20 protein-coding genes are annotated in these 16561 nt (G+C 41.2%); 18 read left to right on the top strand and 2 right to left on the bottom strand.

Annotated elements, in window-relative coordinates:
• Nucleotides 1-167: 167 nt before the first annotated feature.
• The 7 genes from GWK08_RS09140 to GWK08_RS19275 all read left to right on the top strand — a co-directional run bounded on the left by GWK08_RS09140 (nucleotide 168) and on the right by GWK08_RS19275 (nucleotide 4378).
• Nucleotides 168-695 carry a DUF4251 domain-containing protein gene (locus GWK08_RS09140; RefSeq protein ID WP_163606648.1) on the top strand — a complete coding sequence of 176 codons (528 nt, stop codon included), beginning with the start codon at nucleotides 168-170 and terminating at the stop codon, nucleotides 693-695.
• 96 nt (nucleotides 696-791) lie between these two features.
• A complete protein-coding gene (locus tag GWK08_RS09135; protein WP_163606646.1) occupies nucleotides 792-1907 on the top strand; it encodes a serine hydrolase domain-containing protein in 1116 nt (371 codons plus the stop codon).
• 18 nt (nucleotides 1908-1925) lie between these two features.
• On the top strand, nucleotides 1926-2252 hold the full coding sequence (locus tag GWK08_RS09130) for a DUF6249 domain-containing protein (protein WP_163606645.1): 327 nt from the start codon (nucleotides 1926-1928) through the stop codon (nucleotides 2250-2252).
• Entirely contained in the window at nucleotides 2245-2823 is a 579-nt protein-coding gene (locus GWK08_RS09125) for an RNA polymerase sigma factor (protein WP_239524894.1), read from the top strand. The genes GWK08_RS09130 and GWK08_RS09125 overlap by 8 nt, the downstream gene beginning before the upstream one ends.
• Nucleotides 2820-3155, top strand: coding sequence for a hypothetical protein (locus tag GWK08_RS09120; RefSeq protein WP_163606643.1), 336 nt, complete (start codon nucleotides 2820-2822; stop codon nucleotides 3153-3155). Before GWK08_RS09125 ends, GWK08_RS09120 begins: the two co-directional genes overlap by 4 nt.
• Nucleotides 3156-3239: 84 nt before the next feature.
• Nucleotides 3240-4088 (top strand): methylated-DNA--[protein]-cysteine S-methyltransferase, encoded by an 849-nt coding sequence (locus GWK08_RS09115; protein ID WP_163606642.1) that lies wholly within the window; start codon nucleotides 3240-3242, stop codon nucleotides 4086-4088.
• The gene (locus GWK08_RS19275) at nucleotides 4022-4378 is read left to right on the top strand and encodes an Ada metal-binding domain-containing protein (protein ID WP_317168145.1); all 357 of its coding nucleotides are present in this window, start codon (nucleotides 4022-4024) and stop codon (nucleotides 4376-4378) included. The genes GWK08_RS09115 and GWK08_RS19275 overlap by 67 nt, the downstream gene beginning before the upstream one ends.
• Here GWK08_RS19275 and GWK08_RS09105 read toward each other — a convergent pair.
• A complete protein-coding gene (locus tag GWK08_RS09105; protein ID WP_163606640.1) occupies nucleotides 4317-4748 on the bottom strand; it encodes a hypothetical protein in 432 nt (143 codons plus the stop codon). The genes GWK08_RS19275 and GWK08_RS09105 overlap by 62 nt on opposite strands.
• 114 nt (nucleotides 4749-4862) lie before the next feature.
• On the opposite strand from GWK08_RS09105, the gene GWK08_RS09100 reads away from it, so the two are divergent.
• The 3 genes from GWK08_RS09100 to GWK08_RS09090 are packed head-to-tail and all read left to right on the top strand — an operon-like array spanning nucleotide 4863 to nucleotide 8505.
• Nucleotides 4863-5939: a sensor histidine kinase gene (locus GWK08_RS09100; RefSeq protein WP_239524893.1), complete on the top strand. Its 1077-nt coding sequence runs from the start codon at nucleotides 4863-4865 to the stop codon at nucleotides 5937-5939.
• Entirely contained in the window at nucleotides 5936-6655 is a 720-nt protein-coding gene (locus tag GWK08_RS09095) for a LytR/AlgR family response regulator transcription factor (protein ID WP_163606638.1), read from the top strand. Before GWK08_RS09100 ends, GWK08_RS09095 begins: the two co-directional genes overlap by 4 nt.
• A 26-nt stretch (nucleotides 6656-6681) precedes the next feature.
• A complete protein-coding gene (locus GWK08_RS09090; RefSeq protein WP_239524892.1) occupies nucleotides 6682-8505 on the top strand; it encodes a CocE/NonD family hydrolase in 1824 nt (607 codons plus the stop codon).
• A gap of 26 nt (nucleotides 8506-8531) precedes the next feature.
• On the opposite strand, the gene GWK08_RS09085 is transcribed toward GWK08_RS09090, so the two are convergent.
• Nucleotides 8532-9794 carry a hypothetical protein gene (locus GWK08_RS09085; RefSeq protein WP_163606636.1) on the bottom strand — a complete coding sequence of 421 codons (1263 nt, stop codon included), beginning with the start codon at nucleotides 9792-9794 and terminating at the stop codon, nucleotides 8532-8534.
• A 122-nt stretch (nucleotides 9795-9916) separates the two neighbouring features.
• On the opposite strand from GWK08_RS09085, the gene GWK08_RS09080 reads away from it, so the two are divergent.
• The 8 genes from GWK08_RS09080 (at nucleotide 9917) to GWK08_RS09045 (ending at nucleotide 16533) form a co-directional block, all read left to right on the top strand.
• Nucleotides 9917-11023 (top strand): hypothetical protein, encoded by a 1107-nt coding sequence (locus GWK08_RS09080; RefSeq protein WP_163606635.1) that lies wholly within the window; start codon nucleotides 9917-9919, stop codon nucleotides 11021-11023.
• Between the two features lie 263 nt (nucleotides 11024-11286).
• The gene (locus GWK08_RS09075) at nucleotides 11287-11658 is read left to right on the top strand and encodes a BlaI/MecI/CopY family transcriptional regulator (protein ID WP_163606633.1); all 372 of its coding nucleotides are present in this window, start codon (nucleotides 11287-11289) and stop codon (nucleotides 11656-11658) included.
• Nucleotides 11655-12635, top strand: coding sequence for a M56 family metallopeptidase (locus GWK08_RS09070; protein ID WP_163606632.1), 981 nt, complete (start codon nucleotides 11655-11657; stop codon nucleotides 12633-12635). The genes GWK08_RS09075 and GWK08_RS09070 overlap by 4 nt, the downstream gene beginning before the upstream one ends.
• Before the next feature lie 46 nt (nucleotides 12636-12681).
• Nucleotides 12682-13209, top strand: a complete 528-nt coding sequence (locus GWK08_RS09065; RefSeq protein ID WP_163606630.1) for a hypothetical protein — start codon at nucleotides 12682-12684, stop codon at nucleotides 13207-13209.
• An 84-nt stretch (nucleotides 13210-13293) separates the two neighbouring features.
• Nucleotides 13294-13734 carry an FxLYD domain-containing protein gene (locus GWK08_RS09060; protein ID WP_163606628.1) on the top strand — a complete coding sequence of 147 codons (441 nt, stop codon included), beginning with the start codon at nucleotides 13294-13296 and terminating at the stop codon, nucleotides 13732-13734.
• Nucleotides 13735-13926: 192 nt separating this feature from the next.
• On the top strand, nucleotides 13927-14748 hold the full coding sequence (locus GWK08_RS09055) for a glycosyltransferase family 2 protein (protein ID WP_163606626.1): 822 nt from the start codon (nucleotides 13927-13929) through the stop codon (nucleotides 14746-14748).
• An 81-nt stretch (nucleotides 14749-14829) separates the two neighbouring features.
• Nucleotides 14830-15396: a hypothetical protein gene (locus GWK08_RS09050; protein ID WP_163606624.1), complete on the top strand. Its 567-nt coding sequence runs from the start codon at nucleotides 14830-14832 to the stop codon at nucleotides 15394-15396.
• Nucleotides 15397-15420: 24 nt separating this feature from the next.
• Nucleotides 15421-16533, top strand: coding sequence for a helix-turn-helix domain-containing protein (locus GWK08_RS09045; RefSeq protein ID WP_163606623.1), 1113 nt, complete (start codon nucleotides 15421-15423; stop codon nucleotides 16531-16533).
• The last annotated feature ends 28 nt before the right edge of the window (nucleotides 16534-16561 follow it).

Below are 16561 nucleotides of genomic sequence, written 5' to 3'. Positions count from 1 at the left end.
CATTAAACATTGTTTTATAGTATCTTTATGCTGAGTTAAATAGGACATTCAGGACTTTTTAGTTAAAGTTTCCATAAAGGGTGTTAATGGAATAATCTTTGTTGTAAAAATGAAGGATTATATTGTTATGATCCTGTTTAATTCCTGAGTATTTAAATGATCACATCATGAAAAAGTTTATCATATTACTACTGTTCTCGGCTTTTATGATCAATACAGCCGATGCTCAGTCCAGAGCGGAGAGAAAAAAGTTAAAAGCTGAAAAGGCAGATGCCGAATATGCTCAGATGAAAGAGCTCGTAAACTCAGGGGCCTTTGTCTTTGAAGCACAATGGGCCACTCCACTGGGCAGCTCAAGGATCAATCTGCTGGCTAATCCGAATCACCTTAAAATAAGAGATGGAGAGGCCGATACGTTCTTTCCGTATTTCGGCTTTATACGCACTGGGGGTAGTAGTTACAACAGAAACGGGGGAGGAATCGAATTCCGAGGAGAACCCGTTAAATATACTACCGAGTTCAATGATAAAAAACGAGCTATCATCTTAAAGCTTAGTGCTAAGAATGATGCGGAACTCTACGACGTTATTCTTACGATTAACAGGAGCGGTACAGCTACAGCTTCGGTTAACAGCAGCTTTAGGAGTAGTATCTTCTACGAAGGCTTTGTAAAAGAGCTGGAAGACACGGAATAAACCGTTCTTAAAACTTTTTGTAACCTTTAATTTTTGCGTGTTGTCCAATAACTGTGAATTCACCACAGATATTATGAACGCAAAAATTAAAGAGTAATGAATACATTAAAGTTTTATACCTGTCACATATATTTTCTGATCACTTTTTTATCGGGAACAACTGTTTTGTCAGCTCAGACAAACGGTTCGTACATCTCTACGGCCGATGGAAAAAGTATCCGGGTCTCCGATCTTAATTCATATATTAAGAAAAGCATGGATTCCCTGCAATTACCCGGACTTTCCATCGCTATCATTAATAAAGCGGAGATCGTTTATCACAACAGTTTTGGGCTGAGTAACCTCAAAACCAAAGAGAAGATAGACGATCAAAGTATTTTTGAAGCCGCTTCACTTTCAAAACCACTATTCGCATACTTCGCATTAAGAATGGCAGATAAGGGGCTCTTAGATCTGGATAAACCCCTTTATGAATACCTTCCGCATCCGGCAATAACCGAAGAATCTCAGGAAGATTACAAACTTATAACTGCCAGAATGGTGCTGAGTCACAGTACCGGCTTTCCCAACTGGAGTAACGGAAACAAAATTAAACTGAGTTTTGTACCGGGAAACGGTTTTTCCTATTCGGGAGAGGCTTATCAATACCTGGCAGCCATCATCGGGCAATTAAACGGTGTGGGCTGGCAGGAAGATCTGAATGATCTGTTCCTAAAGGAAGTTACTCTTCCCCTCGGTATGGAGCACACATCTTTTGTCTGGAATGATTATTTTAAAACGCATAAGGCATTCGGTCACGATAATGAAAATACTCCTACGGATAACGGAACCGGAGGATGGAACGGGAAAACCTTCGGAGCTGCCTACAGCGCACATTCACAGGCAGCCGATTATGCAAAGTTCCTTATAGCCATGCTTAGGGAGGAAGGGCTTAAAAAGAGTACATTTACTGAAATGCTCAAAGAGCATAATAGGTTTGACAAAGACAGTAAGATCCGGAAAGAGACTGGTCAGAGCGGATGGAGCCTGGGCTTTGCAATAAAACCTACTTCAGAAGGAAAAATGTATTTGCACACAGGGAATAACCGGGATTTCCAGGCCTACTGTGCGATCATTCCGGAAAAGGAATACGGACTCGTGCTGTTTACCAATTCGGGAAAAATGCTGGCTTTTGTAAAAAGCCTGGGGAATTTACTGGGAGAACAATTTTAAAAACTAAAAACACAAGATATGGATACAACCGAAGGTTTAGTCATGGGAATAGGCGTATTCGGCGGGGCAGTACTTATTGTATATATCCTGGCCAGATATACTTACCTGATAAAAAAAGCCATGATAGAAAAAGGAATAACTACAGAAGCTTCCGGAAACAAATACAAATACCTCGATCTTGGGTGTATTATTCTGGGGCTCGGGATGGGCTTAGGGGTTTCATCTGTTTTTACTACGATGAGTTTGTCGGAAGATACAGCCGATTTGCTTATCTGGGCCACCATATTACTGTTTAGCGGTTTCGGACTGCTGGCGGCGCATTTTGTTCGCAGGAAGTTTGAGTAAAGATCGCTTACATAATGACGATCTGTTAATAGACAGGGTCAGGGACGGGGATATGCATGCTTTTCGCCTTTTGGTTGAAAAGTACAAGGATATATCCCTTTCCCTGGCTTGTTCAATTCTCAAAGACCGGGATAAAGCCGAGGATGTCCTGCAGGATGCCTTTGTTAAGGTATATCGGAAACTAAATAGCTTTCGTGGAACTTCAGCTTTTGCAACCTGGTTATATCGTATAGTGGTAAACACTGCTTACAATGCGCTAAAGAAGGAAAAAAGACAAGCCTTTATCAGGGAGACGGAAGTAGATCTCCCGGAAACAAAAGAGCCTGAAAAATACGAAGACCTCAAAAGGGAGGAACAGCAGAAATATATCAATATGGCCATGGATAAGCTTAAAGCTGATGAGGCCCTGGTATTGAGACTGTATTATTTATGCGACCTCAACAGTAAGGAAATAAGAAAAATAACGGGTTTTAGTAATTCCAAAATAAAAGTCGACCTGCATAGAGGCAGAAACAATCTGTACAGGCAATTGGAAAGAATACTCGGAACAGAAATAAAGGATCTATTATGAACGAAAAGGAAATCAAAAAGATAGTGCAAAAGGCCAAAGTGGAGACTTCGGCAGATTTTACAGATACTCTTATAGATCGGATAGGAGAGGAAGCACTAAACAAAAAACCGTCTTTTACAGGAACTTTTATTATCGGTTTTAGCCTGTGTTGTCTTGCTTTTGCGGGAATGGTTTATTTGTTGGTTATAATGAGCGATATTGATATGGTGTTGTTTTCTTTTAAGGGAGTTAAGACTTCAGTTTCTCCGACTCTTATTTGTTTATTGATATTATCTCTCTTCGGATTGAATTATCTTATGTATTTAAAGAATGAATACCGTAAATTGCAATAAGTTTCCGTTTTGTAAAAGTCCGCAAGTTTCGGGTTTCAGAGCCCGGGCATAGCCTCTACATTTGCCTTATAAAATGTAAATATCATGGAAGAGCAACATCAGATCAATTACGATCGTATTTCAAAGGCTATCTCCTATATACAGGACAATTTTAAAGATCAACCCGACCTGAATGAGGTAGCAGAAGAACTGAATTTGAGTCCTTTTCACTTTCAAAGACTGTTTAAGGACTGGGCCGGAGTGAGTCCCAAGAAATTCCTTCAGTATACCAGTGTCAGCTATGCAAAGCAGCTCCTGAAAGAAGAGCAGGCATCATTATTCGATACGGCTTTTAAAACAGGTTTATCGGGAACAGGACGATTGCACGATCTCTTCATCAACATAGAAGGGATGACTCCCGGCGAATTCAAGAACGGAGGAGAAAAACTGGCTATCAATTACAGCTTTGCTGAGAGTCCCTTCGGAGATATGATGGTAGCTTCAACAACTAAGGGTATTTGTCATATGTCCTTTATTCAAGGCAGGCAACATGCTTTCTCCGGATTGCAAAGTCAGTTCCCCAATGCGAAATTTACCCAGAAAGTCGATCTTATTCAGCAAAACGCCCTGTATATCTTTACACAGGACTGGAAAAAACTACAGGAGGTAAAGCTACACTTAAAAGGAACAGATTTTCAGTTAAAGGTATGTGAAGCCCTGCTGAAAGTACCCTTCGGAGGCCTGTCTACCTATGGAAATATTGCAAAGGAGATCCAAAGTCCGAAGGCATCCAGGGCGGTAGGTACCGCTATCGGAAGTAATCCGGTTGCCTTCCTGATCCCTTGTCACCGGGTAATCCAATCCGGAGGGAATATTGGGAATTATATGTGGGGAACTCCGCGGAAAACAGCTATTATAGGGTGGGAAGCTGCCAGGACACAGGAAGAGCAGTGATAGATCATAACGACCTAAGTGCTGCGGAGCTCAGGCAACTGATCCGAAACGGGCATATCCTTCTGGGAGGCAATAAAAAATTAAAGATCTACGGAAACCTGCACTGCAAGTCCGGGAAACGAATGAAAACTGCAAACAGGGTTTTCTTCAGTTCGGTGGCTGAAGCCCGGAAACAAGGATATCGCCCATGCGGGCATTGTATGAGAGATGCTTATAAGGAATGGAAAGTCAACCGCGTCTTAAGGCCTGCATCGCCCCGGAATTTAACTGAAAGTCCAGATAGGAAATAAAGGAACGTATTTTTCCGTCCGGGAACAAACGACTTATTTCGGGCAAATGCTTCACGGTATCCTGATAATAGTTCCGCAGGGGTTCGTTTCCTGCATTAAGTCCTAATTCCCTGCACCAGTCCAGGTAGTCTGTAGAATCTTCCAGAGCCTCCAGTTCCCTTAACACCAATACTGCATTGACAAGCTTGTTGCAAAGTTTCAGATCGTTGTATTCGTCCTCTATCTGTAAATGATAATTCTTATTGTTCAGCCGGAGGTTGATCGTTGTCAGATCCTTATGAATAAAGATTTCGGGGAGGATCTCTGTTTCCAAAACATAGCGTTCCGTAAAATTTTTCAAAGCCTGGATTTCCGGATAATCGGTATTCATACACTAAAAGTAATGAAATAGTAGGTATCTGTCGGTTTTTACGTTTATTTCCATAAAATCACGTTCCTGTACTTTTTCTTTTGAGAATAGTGAGTATTTTGTTGCTTTGTTCTCATGATGCACAAAGAAAAGCCCATAAAAAAAGATTATGTTTCCCTTTACTGGAAATGCCAGTTGGCAGGATGGGGTGTAGTTTCTGTTTACTGGGCCTACGTTGCTTACTTCAGGGTAGATTACCCTCTTTTTGCCACAATACTTAATTATATCCTCGATGTAGTTCTTGGAATAGGGATCACACATGTTTACAGGGAGGCTTTAAAGGGAAGTGGTTGGTTCCGGCAAAGACTTGGCAGTATGATCCTGAAAATGGCCCTCTCTATCCTGATCCTTGCCGTATCCTTTATGCTGATCATGAACATAAAATGGTATTTCTTCTGGAAATACGCCAAGGAAGCAGATGTTATCTTTTTCAATTCACTCTGGGTCTGGGACCCGGTCTTTATTACCGGTTTAAGGCTGATGTCTATCTGGGTGCTCGCATATCACCTGTACCACTATTATCAGCGGGAGATCAGGACAACCCGGGAAAATGCAGAATTATCCCTTATTGCCAAACAGGCACAACTGGATAATCTGTCGGCTCAGCTTAATCCGCACTTCCTGTTTAACTCATTGAATTCTGTAAAATCCCTTATCATCGAGGACCCGCAGAAAGCCAGGAGAGCCGTCGATCTGTTATCCGATTTGCTTCGGACTTCCATTTACGATAAAGGCCAGGAGCTGACAAGCATTAAGGAAGAGCTCTTATTGGTTCAGGATTATGTGGAATTGGAAAAACTGAGGTTTGAAGAGCGATTACATACAGAGTTCCATATAAGTGACGATGTAAAAGATGTAAAAATACCGCCCCTGAGCATTCAGCTTTTAATTGAGAATGCCATTAAACACGGAGTGGATAAATCTAAAAACGGCGGAACGATAATTCTATCCGCAGAAAAAAAAGAAAAAAACATCCGTATTGAAGTACAGAGCCCGGGACAGATCCACAATTCCCATAAGACAGGACTGGGGTTAAAGAATTTGCAAAGAAGGCTTAAGCTTCAGTATAAGGACAAAGCATCCTTTAATTTAAAGGATTCGGAAGAAAATAAGGTAATTGCCACTTTAATGATCCCAACTCAAAGAAAATGAAAACGTACAAAACCATAATTATAGATGACGAGAGGCTCGCAAGAGAAGAGGTAAAGAGATCTTTATCTTCATTTCCGGAATTCGAAGTAGTCGGGGAAGCAGCAGATGCCGATAGTGCCATTCACCTGATCCGGGAGGAGGGCCCTGATCTTATCTTCCTGGATATCCATATGCCCGAAAAGTCCGGTTTTGATATGCTGGAAGAGCTTACCACGGTTCCAGAAGTGGTTTTTACGACGGCTTATGATCAGTATGCGGTAAAGGCGTTTGAAGTAAATGCTCTGGATTATTTGGTAAAACCACTTAGAGAAGAACGCTTTGCAAAAACCATCGATAAAGTAAGGCAGGAGCTGGCGGAGAAAGAAAATACCAATCAGTCTTTTTTGTTGGATCAAAAGATATTTATCAAAGACGGGGAGCATTGTTATTTTATTCCCCTATCACAAATACGATTGATCGAATCCCTAGATAATTACGCGCGATTGTACTTCGGAGAGCACAAGGCCATGATTAAAAGATCGCTCAATATACTGGAGGAAAAACTGGATCCACAGGCCTTTTTCAGGATCAACAGGAGCCAGATCATCAACACTCAATACATAGAACAAATACACCCTTATTTTAAGAACAAACTGCAGATCGTTCTGAGTACCGGTGAAACCCTGGAGGTTTCAAGTCGACAATCCGTAAAATTCAGGAACAGGAACAGTTTGTAAAACATTTAAAAACATCAGAAAACATTATGAAAAAATATAAATTCACCCGTAAGAACGGAAGTGATATGAGATACCTGTTTATTATTGCAATCACTTCTTTATTGCTCTCATGTAAGTCAGAGCAACAGCAATATCACTTCAGGACATTGACCGAAGACGGTAAGAGTTATGAGATCCTGGACAGTGTCCTGATAAAAACACGTGACGGAGCACAAATAGCAGCTATGGTTGTAAAACCGGGAGAGATTAAAGAACCGGGAACGAGCATTCTCTTCCATACGGTGTACGCCAGGCATGACGATATAAAAAGAGCTAAAAAAGCAGCCGATAAAGGATATATCGGGATAGTAAGTTATACCAGAGGAAAGGCTTGGAGTCCGGACGATCCCATACCTTACGAGCACGAAGCTAACGATACTTATGACGTTATTGACTGGATAAGCCGGCAAAAATGGAGCGATAAAAGAGTAGGGATGTACGGTGGGAGCTATGTTGGTTTTACACAATGGGCCGCTGCCAAAAAACTACATCCGGCTTTAAAGACCATTGTTCCTTCCGTATCGGCCGCTCCCGGAATAGCAGAACCTACAGAGAACGGAGTATACGTGAATTTTCATTATCCCTGGTTTCACTATGTTATGGAAGATAAATACCTGGCAGATTCCCTCTACAGTGACTGGCAGCGGTGGAATAACCTCTATTTAGAGTGGTATAAAAAAGGAACTTCCTATCGTTCCCTGGATAGCCTTGACGGATTCCCGAACAGAGAGTTCAATAAAAAACTGGATCACCCTGTATATGACAATTACTGGCAGGATATGATGCCCTATAAAGAAGATTTTGCACAGATTGATATTCCTGTACTCACTACCACCGGTTATTATGACGGAGGGCAGATAGGGGCGATGTATTACCTGAAGGAACATATGAAATATAATAAAAATGCCAATCACTACCTGCTTATAGGACCTTACACGCACTTCGGAGCCCAGTCTGTACCGGATAAGGAGATCGGGAATTACACTATCGATCCGGTGGCGCAAATCAATATTACGGAGACGATCTTCCAATGGTTTGATCACATTTTTAAAGACGCATCCAGGCCTGAGCTTTTAAAGGATAAGATCAATTACCAGGTCATGGGCACCAACAGCTGGGGGCATGCATCTTCATTAAAGGAAATGAACAATGATACGTTACGTTTTTATCTTAATGACAAAGTTTCGGGAGAGCTATTTGAATCCACTTTTTCAGGAAAGCAGCAGCATTTATCCCTGAGCAGGCAAAAGGAAGAAAAACGATCGTATGCAGAGCAGGAAGTAGACCTGGCGGACAGGAGGGATGGAAAGCAGAATAATTATTTCAGTCCCTTTGTGATCAATGAAACCCTGACGCTTGGGAATGGTATCTCCTATGTTACGGAAGCATTTGAAGAAGAGTTTGAGATGAACGGTTCTTATCTGGGAGAATTAAAATTAAGCATTAACAAGAGAGACCTCGATTGTTCTATGGTATTGTATGAACAAACCCCGGAAGGTAAGTTCTTTAAGTTAACACTGGCATATGTAGGAAGGGCCAGCCTTGCAAAAGACAAAAGCAAAAGACAATTGCTAACTCCCGGAGAGATTAGCAGTATACCTCTTGGTAATGTAAGGATGAGCAGCAAGAAGATCGGTAAGGGCAGCAGACTGGTGCTGGTATTGAATGTAAACAAGCATCCGCATGCACAGATCAATTACGGAAGCGGAAAGGACGTAAGCGATGAGACCATTGCTGATGCAAAGACGCCGCTAAAAATAAAATGGTATAACGATAGTTTTATAGAGATCCCGATCAGAAGAAAACAATAATCAATGGCAGCCCGAAAGGGCTGTTTTTATTTAAAATCCTCATTTATGATCACTTCTCCCGTAGATCCGTCGGTAATATTCAGGTAGCTAACTTCTCCTGCACCCAGGAAGCGGTAGCGGATCCCTGCAAATTTGCCCAGAGATTCATTGTATGAAGTTGAGTAGATTTCCTCTCCGTCTATACTGATGCTTATTTTTTTATCCTTTATACGGATCATAATATCCCTGTAATCCGAAAGATCTGTTCCAAAGGCAGAAAGATCGTTCTCTTTTCCGTTCAGATAAACATCATTGAGTAACAATCCGATATCTGAAACACATCCGGGGATAGAGAAGGGAATGACCATTGCTCCTTTACTCCCCAGGATATAAAATCTTGTGTTCTGGCAAACCGCCCATTTCTCCCTGTAAAGGTTGCGGAAAGCTGTTTTGATAAGGATGTCATCTCCCTGTATTTCACCCATATCCTCTACATAATGAATGGAAGACACCAAAGGTTCTTCACTGGCTGCCACTTCATTGATGGCTTCCTCCGGGATGGAAAGTCCGTTTTTTGAAAGTTCATCACCGCTTAGATATTTGGGAATGGGTTTGTAATCTATGGTAGCCATCCAGCCATCCGATTTTATATAGAGGTCGTGTTCTTTCAGAATATTGCCATCAGCCATAAGCTTGGCTCTGAAATATCCCGGATAATAATAGATCCCCGTTGCCTGGGTTTGTGTGTTTTTTATACTGATGGTTTTGGTAGGATCCCAGAACTGCTGAATTAAAATACTGTCCGATCGTAATTCCGCTATATTAAAATCGAATACCACTGAGTTGGGCATTCCCTTTGCAATAGGTCGGCTGCTGAATTCAATTTTTGAAAGATCTATCTCTTCAACCGGATTTCTCCCTATTCCAGTCATGGAGTAAAAGGATATAAAGACCAGGGTCATAATAGCCGCAGAAATGGTAATAATTCCCAGGTTAGGGCTTATTTTACGCTCTATCCACGAAGGGCCTTTTGTTTCGGCCTGATTCTTAAAATCCCTCCAGTTTCTGTAACCGGCAAAACCTGCCAGGGTATTTAAAGTACTTATACTCGGGGCGCTTTTATAATTAACCCTTCCCCAGACACGCTTCAGGGTCGTAGGACTTAAAAGGACATGTGTTTCCTCCTGTATACGTTCACTCAATTCGATAAACACATCATTATGCCATTGAGAAGAAGGACCCCAATTGAGTTTTTCTTCTATTTGAAGCAGACACTTCTGCACTGACCTGTATTCCGGATACACACTCATAATCTCTTACAAAATTCATCAAAAAATATGAGCTGAACAAGATTGAATCGATTTGAACCAACTTGTCATAGTCTTGTTTACTACAAAGCGGAACTTTGAATAAAATCAAAAAACAAAACATTATGAAGAGGCTTATACTATTGCTTTTATTAAGCATGCTATTTATTCAAAATAACAATTCACAAAACATCATTCCTCTCGATACCACTCACTGGCAGATAACCTCCAGGTCCTATATATTCGAAAATTTAAAGGGAAAAGATGCTATCTATATGAGGGGAGGGCTGGCAGTCCTGAAGGACAGTACATTTTTAAACGGCACCATCGAATTTGACGTATACCTGACCGAAAGAAGGGGTTTTCCCGGAATCCGATTCAGAGCGGTAGACCAGGGAAATATGGAATCTTTTTATATCAGGGCTCATCTTCCTGGAAAACCCGATGCCAATCAGGCGGCCCCGGTTATTAACGGGATTACTCCATGGCAATTCTATTTCGGGCCCAAATATTCTTTTCCTTATGAATATAAATACAACGACTGGACCCATATAAAACTGGTGATCAACGGGGATAAAGCTCAGATCTATATGGATTATGCCGAAAAACCCAACTTCTCCTGGAAACTGGTACACCCGCCAAAGGAAGGGGCCATTGCGATAGGCGGAGGCGGACTGGCCCCGATGCACTATGCCAATTTTAAAATAGATAAAAGTAAGACCGAGATCATAGATTTTAAGGAAGGGAAAAGAGAACCCATAGAAGGGATCATTCCGGAATGGGAAGTCTCCGATATTTTTGAAGAAAAACTTCTTGACGATCCTAATAAATTAAGACCGGTGATCAATTCCAGGACATGGGGCAGAAAAATACAGGTAGAAGAGGGCGTTGCAGCCAATATTGCCAGAGTGGCAAACATACTTGCAAGCGGGTCCGCCAATACCGTTTTTGCCCGGATACAAATACAATCTGACAGGAACCAGATAAAGCTTTTTGAGTTTGGTTACAGCGACAGGGTAGTAGCTATCCTGAATGGAGAAGCTATCTATAGAGGAAATAACAGATGGCAATCCAGGGATTACCGTTATCTGGGGACCATCGGTTTGTTCGATGCTGTTTATCTGAACCTGAAAAAAGGAAATAACACTCTGTTACTCGCTGTTTCAGAGGATTTCGGGGGCTGGTTGGTAACTGGTAAGTTTCCCGATAATAAAGGGATCAGGATAAAATAAGTTTTTCCTGTGTTTTTTAAATTTGTTTGTAACCCCGGTCACCAGGCCGGGGTTTTGGTTTAGTACTAAGTCAGGAATCTAAAAGTTAAAAATACTGTCGATCCTGATTTTTTTTTTGCACCACACACAAACCCTTTAGTACAAGTGCTTTAGTTGTAGTTTCTATATTAACTTTTCACATAATCATTTGTTAAAATTCCGTTCTATGTTTGTAGAATAGTAAAAATCGTTCTATGTTTGTAGAACATTTTAATTAACACAAAATGCAGTTATCTCAAACCGAAGAAAAATTAATGCACTTCCTCTGGAAACGGAATAGAGCATATATGAAAGATCTGATAAGCGATTTCCCTCCGCCAAAACCCGCCAAGACCACAGTGGCAACACTGTTAAAGAGAATGGTGGAAAAAGGTTTTGTCGGATATGACCAGAGCGGTAACGCCAGAGAATATTATCCGTTAGTCAAAAAAAAGGAGTATTCTTCCAATCGCGTTAACGGCTTGATAAAAAGCTTTTTTAATAACTCAGCAGCTCAGTTGGCTTCCTTTTGTACCACGGAGAATAATTTGTCTACCTCCGAACTGGAAGCATTAAAAAAGATCATCGATGAACAAATTGAAAAGAGAAAAAAATGATCGCATACCTAATAAAATCCATAATATGCCTGACTTTGCTCTTTGCCTTTTACCGTTTATTTCTGGAAAAGGAAAAAGTGCATCAGTTTAACAGGTTTTACCTGATCGGGATCCTGTTATTCTCACTTGCCGTACCCAAGTATATTATTTATGTAGAGCCATCGATGGTTTCTCCCATTAATACTTTGTCCGACGCCACGGCAAATTCATTTCAGATTGCAGATTATCTTAATTATGTGATCGGTATTTACCTCTTAGGTGTTATCGTACTCCTGTTCAGGTTTCTCCGGAATGTTGCGGTAATTTCAAAAAGGATAAAGGAAAACCCTAAAATAAGGAGTGGAAGTGCCACTATTGTATTGCTGGGTGAAGAAGTACTGCCACATACATTCCTGAATTATATTTTTATCAACCGGGATGATTTTGAGGCGGAGAAAATTGAAGAAGAATTGTTTACGCACGAATTGACGCATGTAAAGGAAAGGCATACGCTGGATATTCTGTTTGTAGAACTGTTTCAGATCGTCTTCTGGTTTAATCCCATCTTGATTTTCCTAAAACGATCCGTCCGCCTTAACCATGAATTCATTGCCGATGATACGGTGATCAACTCACATAAAAATATTCCGGAATATCAGCACATACTGCTGGATATAGCCAGCTGGGGCAATAATAACAGCTTGTCCAGCAATATAAACTATTCCCTTACCAAAAAGCGCTTTAATATGATGGCCAGAAAAAGCTCCCGCCTGACCAGAGCCATCTTAAAGATCTCTGTCATTCCATTGCTTACGGTTTTTGTGTTCCTGTTTGCCGATGTTGTTATCGGGCAGGAAAATCACGAAGAAGGCCATGACAATAAAAAGGCTGAGATCAGAAAAGAATCTTCAGGTGATCCGGAAAGATCAGAAGGGGAACACCGCGAAGGAGAGGAGCATAAAGAAGGTGAAAGGGATGAAATAAACCACAAAGATTAAGGGTACCCGCCAAAAGGAAATTATTCATTAACATAAAACGATTAAAATGTCTAAAAAATTCAACAAAACTGGATTTTCAGGGAGAGTATTGCCTGTACTTATCGCTATGAGCTTTACATTCCTGTATTGTGAAAACACTGATGCTCAGGAAAAAAGAGAAAAAGAGCATACAGAACAAAGAGGAGAACACCGCCGGGATAGAGGAGAGAGCAGAGAAGGGGAAGAAGACGGAACCCAATTGCGCCTAAACGAAACTTACAAGGTTTCCAAACGCGGAGTACGCTTAATATTGAGCTATGACAAAAAGAGCAATTCCTTTCTTGGAAGTGTTGAAAATGTAAGCCGGAAGCTTATCAAAAAGGTGAGGGTGGAAGTGCACCTGTCTAACGGAACAGAACTCGGTCCTACTATTCCTGTAGATCTCAAGCCAAAAATGAAAAAGGAAATTGTCTTAAAAGCTACCAAAGCCTCTTTTAAAACCTGGTCGACTCATGCAGAGATTGGAAATTCCGAACACGGTCATGGCCATGGTAAGGGCGAACATGACGGAAAAGAGAGCAAAGAACATCAATAATTAATTTATACAAAACCCGAGAAGAGCCATGAAGAGAAATTACGCAGTTATCAATTTTTTATTATTCATTAAATCTTAATTATTATGAAAAAAACGTTTTTAATTTTTACTGTGTTATTAGCAATGAGTTTGAGTTTTTCTTCCTGTTCCAAGGATGATGTGGGAGAAGGAAACGGCCTGGGAGAACAGGCTGAAGCCGGTCATAATGAAGGCCCTGGTTCCGGGGAAGAATCCGGTACTCAGCTCGGACTGAACGAAACTTTTGATATGGTCCGGAATGGTGTCAGGTTAATTATGTCTTATAACTCCCAAAACCAGACTTTTGAGGGGACTATAGAAAACACCACTAACAGTACCATTTCTCAGGTAAGGGTTGAAGTCCATCTGTCCAATGGCGTGGAACTCGGGCCTACTACTCCGGTTAATCTTGCTCCCGGAGAGATCCAAAATGTTTCCTTGTCCGCATCCGGGCAGAACTTTAACAGATGGTCTCCGCACGCAGAAACCGGCAACTCAGGATCTTGATCCGCCTTTTATACACGCTTTGATATTTAAAAATCGGGGCATTTAGCCCCGGTTTTCTATCTGAGGAAGCCAAAGCTTTCAACAGATAAATTCCTATACCGATCGTAAATACGGTAAGCTATTCTATTGTCTTTTTCGAATGGTCAAACCGTATCATTTTCTCCATAAATAATTCAAAAGTTGCGTACAAGCATGGATCACAATCCTAAAATATCCGTTGTCATAAGCACATACAATTCTGAAGAATGGCTAACCAAAGTAATCTGGGGCTATGAAGCTCAGGAATTCAGGGAATTTGAACTGATCATTGCGGATGACGGCTCCGGCAATGCCACAAGAAAATGTATTACAGATCTACAGGCTAAGGTAAACTTTCCGGTAATTCATGTCTGGCAGGAAGACCATGGTTTTCAGAAATGCAGGATCCTCAACAGAGCCCTTATGGTATGCAGCGCCGACTATATAGTTATGAGTGACGGCGATTGTATTCCGAGAGCAGATTTTCTCCTGGAGCATTTCAGGAAAAGGAAAAAAGGGTATTTCTTATCCGGAGGTTGTTTTAGATTACCTCTATGTCTTTCCGAAACAATCACAAAAACAGAAATAATTTCAGGAAAATGTTTTGATATTAAATGGCTCAGCAATAAGGGGCTGCCTTCTTCTTTCAAAAACAACAAACTAAGTGCAACCGGTCTTAAATCCCGGCTTCTGAATACTATTACCACGACCAAAGCCAGTTGGAACGGGCATAATTCTTCCGGTTGGAAAAAAGATATCCTGGCGGTAAACGGATTCGACGAACGTATGCAATATGGAGGAGAGGACAGAGAATTAGGAGACAGGCTGGCCAATTACGGTTTAAGATCAAGACAGATCAGATATAGTGCTATATGTCTTCACCTGGAACATTCCCGTCCGTATAAAACCCCTGAAGCCATAAAACAAAACCGGCTTATAAGAAAACAGACCAAAGAGAACAGAGCCGTCTGGACTCCTTATGGAATTGAGAAATAACGCAGCTGTTCTTCTCTTTCTTTCCTGTATCCATTATCCGGAATAATCCTTAACTTCGGGTTTCTTATAAAATCCGGTTAAATGAACAAATTTATTACCCTTGCCTTAATATTTATATGTTGCTCTTCTTCTTTTTCACAGGATAAAAATGCAGCCAGGGAATTCTGGAACTCCCTGCAAAAGTTATGCGGAAAATCATATGAAGGATATCTCGAATTGCCAAAAGAGGATGCGCAATTCGGTGGAAAAAAATTAGTAATGCATGTCCGTTCATGTAGCGATACTGTTATTAAGATCCCGTTCTTTGTCGGAGATGACAAATCCAGGACCTGGGTATTGAGTTACAAGGATAATCGCATCAGCCTGAAACACGACCACCGTCATAAAGACGGTTCGGAAGATAAGATCACGCAGTACGGAGGTACAGCCAGTAATTCAGGGCAGGCAGGGATACAGATCTTCCCGGCAGACGCTGAAACAGCAGCTTTAATACCTGCAGCTGCCGCCAATGTCTGGTGGATCACTGTTGATGACACCCGTTTTACTTATAACCTTCGTCGCCTGGGAACCGACAGGGTGTTTAAAGTGGTGATGGACCTCACTAAAACCGTTGAAAATCCGGGTGCTCCATGGGGATGGAAAGAATAAAGTGATAAGCTTAAGAGGAAACTGATGAAAGACATTTGGTTTATAATATTCAGTATCGGGATCGCTCAGGGCCTCTTTCTGATCATCTCCCTTTTACTGCTTAAAGAAAAGCGAAAACTGTCTATCAGGTTATTGCTGTTACTCATTTTATGCACCATTCTATTGCTAAGCAGGGAATGGTTAACCTTATTGATCCCCTTAGAAAGGGTCATTTTTATTTTTCGTACGGTGGAGACGCTTCCGCTGCTTATCGGGCCTTTGTTCTGGATGTATATTGTATCTATTATCAACCCCGATTTTAAGATCACTAAAAAACAGTTGTTTCATTTTCTTCCCTTTGCTTTTTTCCTGCTGCTTTTCCTGCCTTTCTACCTGCAATCCAATGAATACAAACTCCAGTACCTGGAGGAATGGGACAATAATCCCCTCCCTTTGGGTTTTGTGATTCTGGGATGGTTTAAGGGACTTCATGCATTGACTTATCTGATTGCCAGCTGGTATTGCCTCAGAAGATATCATAAAAACAATCCGGAAAGGGTTAAAAACCGTTTTAATACGGGGCTTCTCTATAAGCTGATCATTTTCCAGGTGATCTTTGTCAGCATTATTCATTTTGTCCTGGCCCTGGAGTTCAATGAAACCCCTTTACCTATAGAACCCGACCATGTAGCTGCCTTACTGGTTACTTTTTCTTTCTTTATCTACGCTTTTGCCATTGTAATATTTCCTCAGACGGTAGTTCCCGAAGATGAAAACGAGCTCAAAAAAAGCAGGTATCAGGCATCATCACTTCAATCTGAGGAGAAACAGGAAATACTGGAGAAACTAAAAAAGAGTCTCGAAGAAGACAAGGCCTATCTGAATCCCAACCTGACCATAGGAGAGCTTTCTGCAGAAATAGGGGTTAATTCTAATCGTTTGTCTCAGGTGATCAATGAACTCCTCGGGAAAAGCTTTATACAGCTTATCAACGAATATCGCATTAATGAAGTAAAAGAAAACATAAGCAATACAAGCAAGACTTTATACGGAATTGCCCTCGACAGCGGGTTTAACAGCAAATCTGCCTTTAACCGTAGTTTTAAGGAAGTAACGGGGATGACACCTTCCGAATACAAAAAATCCCTGGAAAAATAAGTATCGATATACACATCAGGTCGATCAG

Origin of the sequence: Leptobacterium flavescens (genome assembly GCF_010671605.1) — a bacterium.
GTDB lineage: Bacteria > Bacteroidota > Bacteroidia > Flavobacteriales > Flavobacteriaceae > Leptobacterium > Leptobacterium flavescens.
The sequence above is the reverse complement of the archived record's forward strand: the minus strand, read 5'-3'. Positions and strand labels throughout refer to the sequence as shown.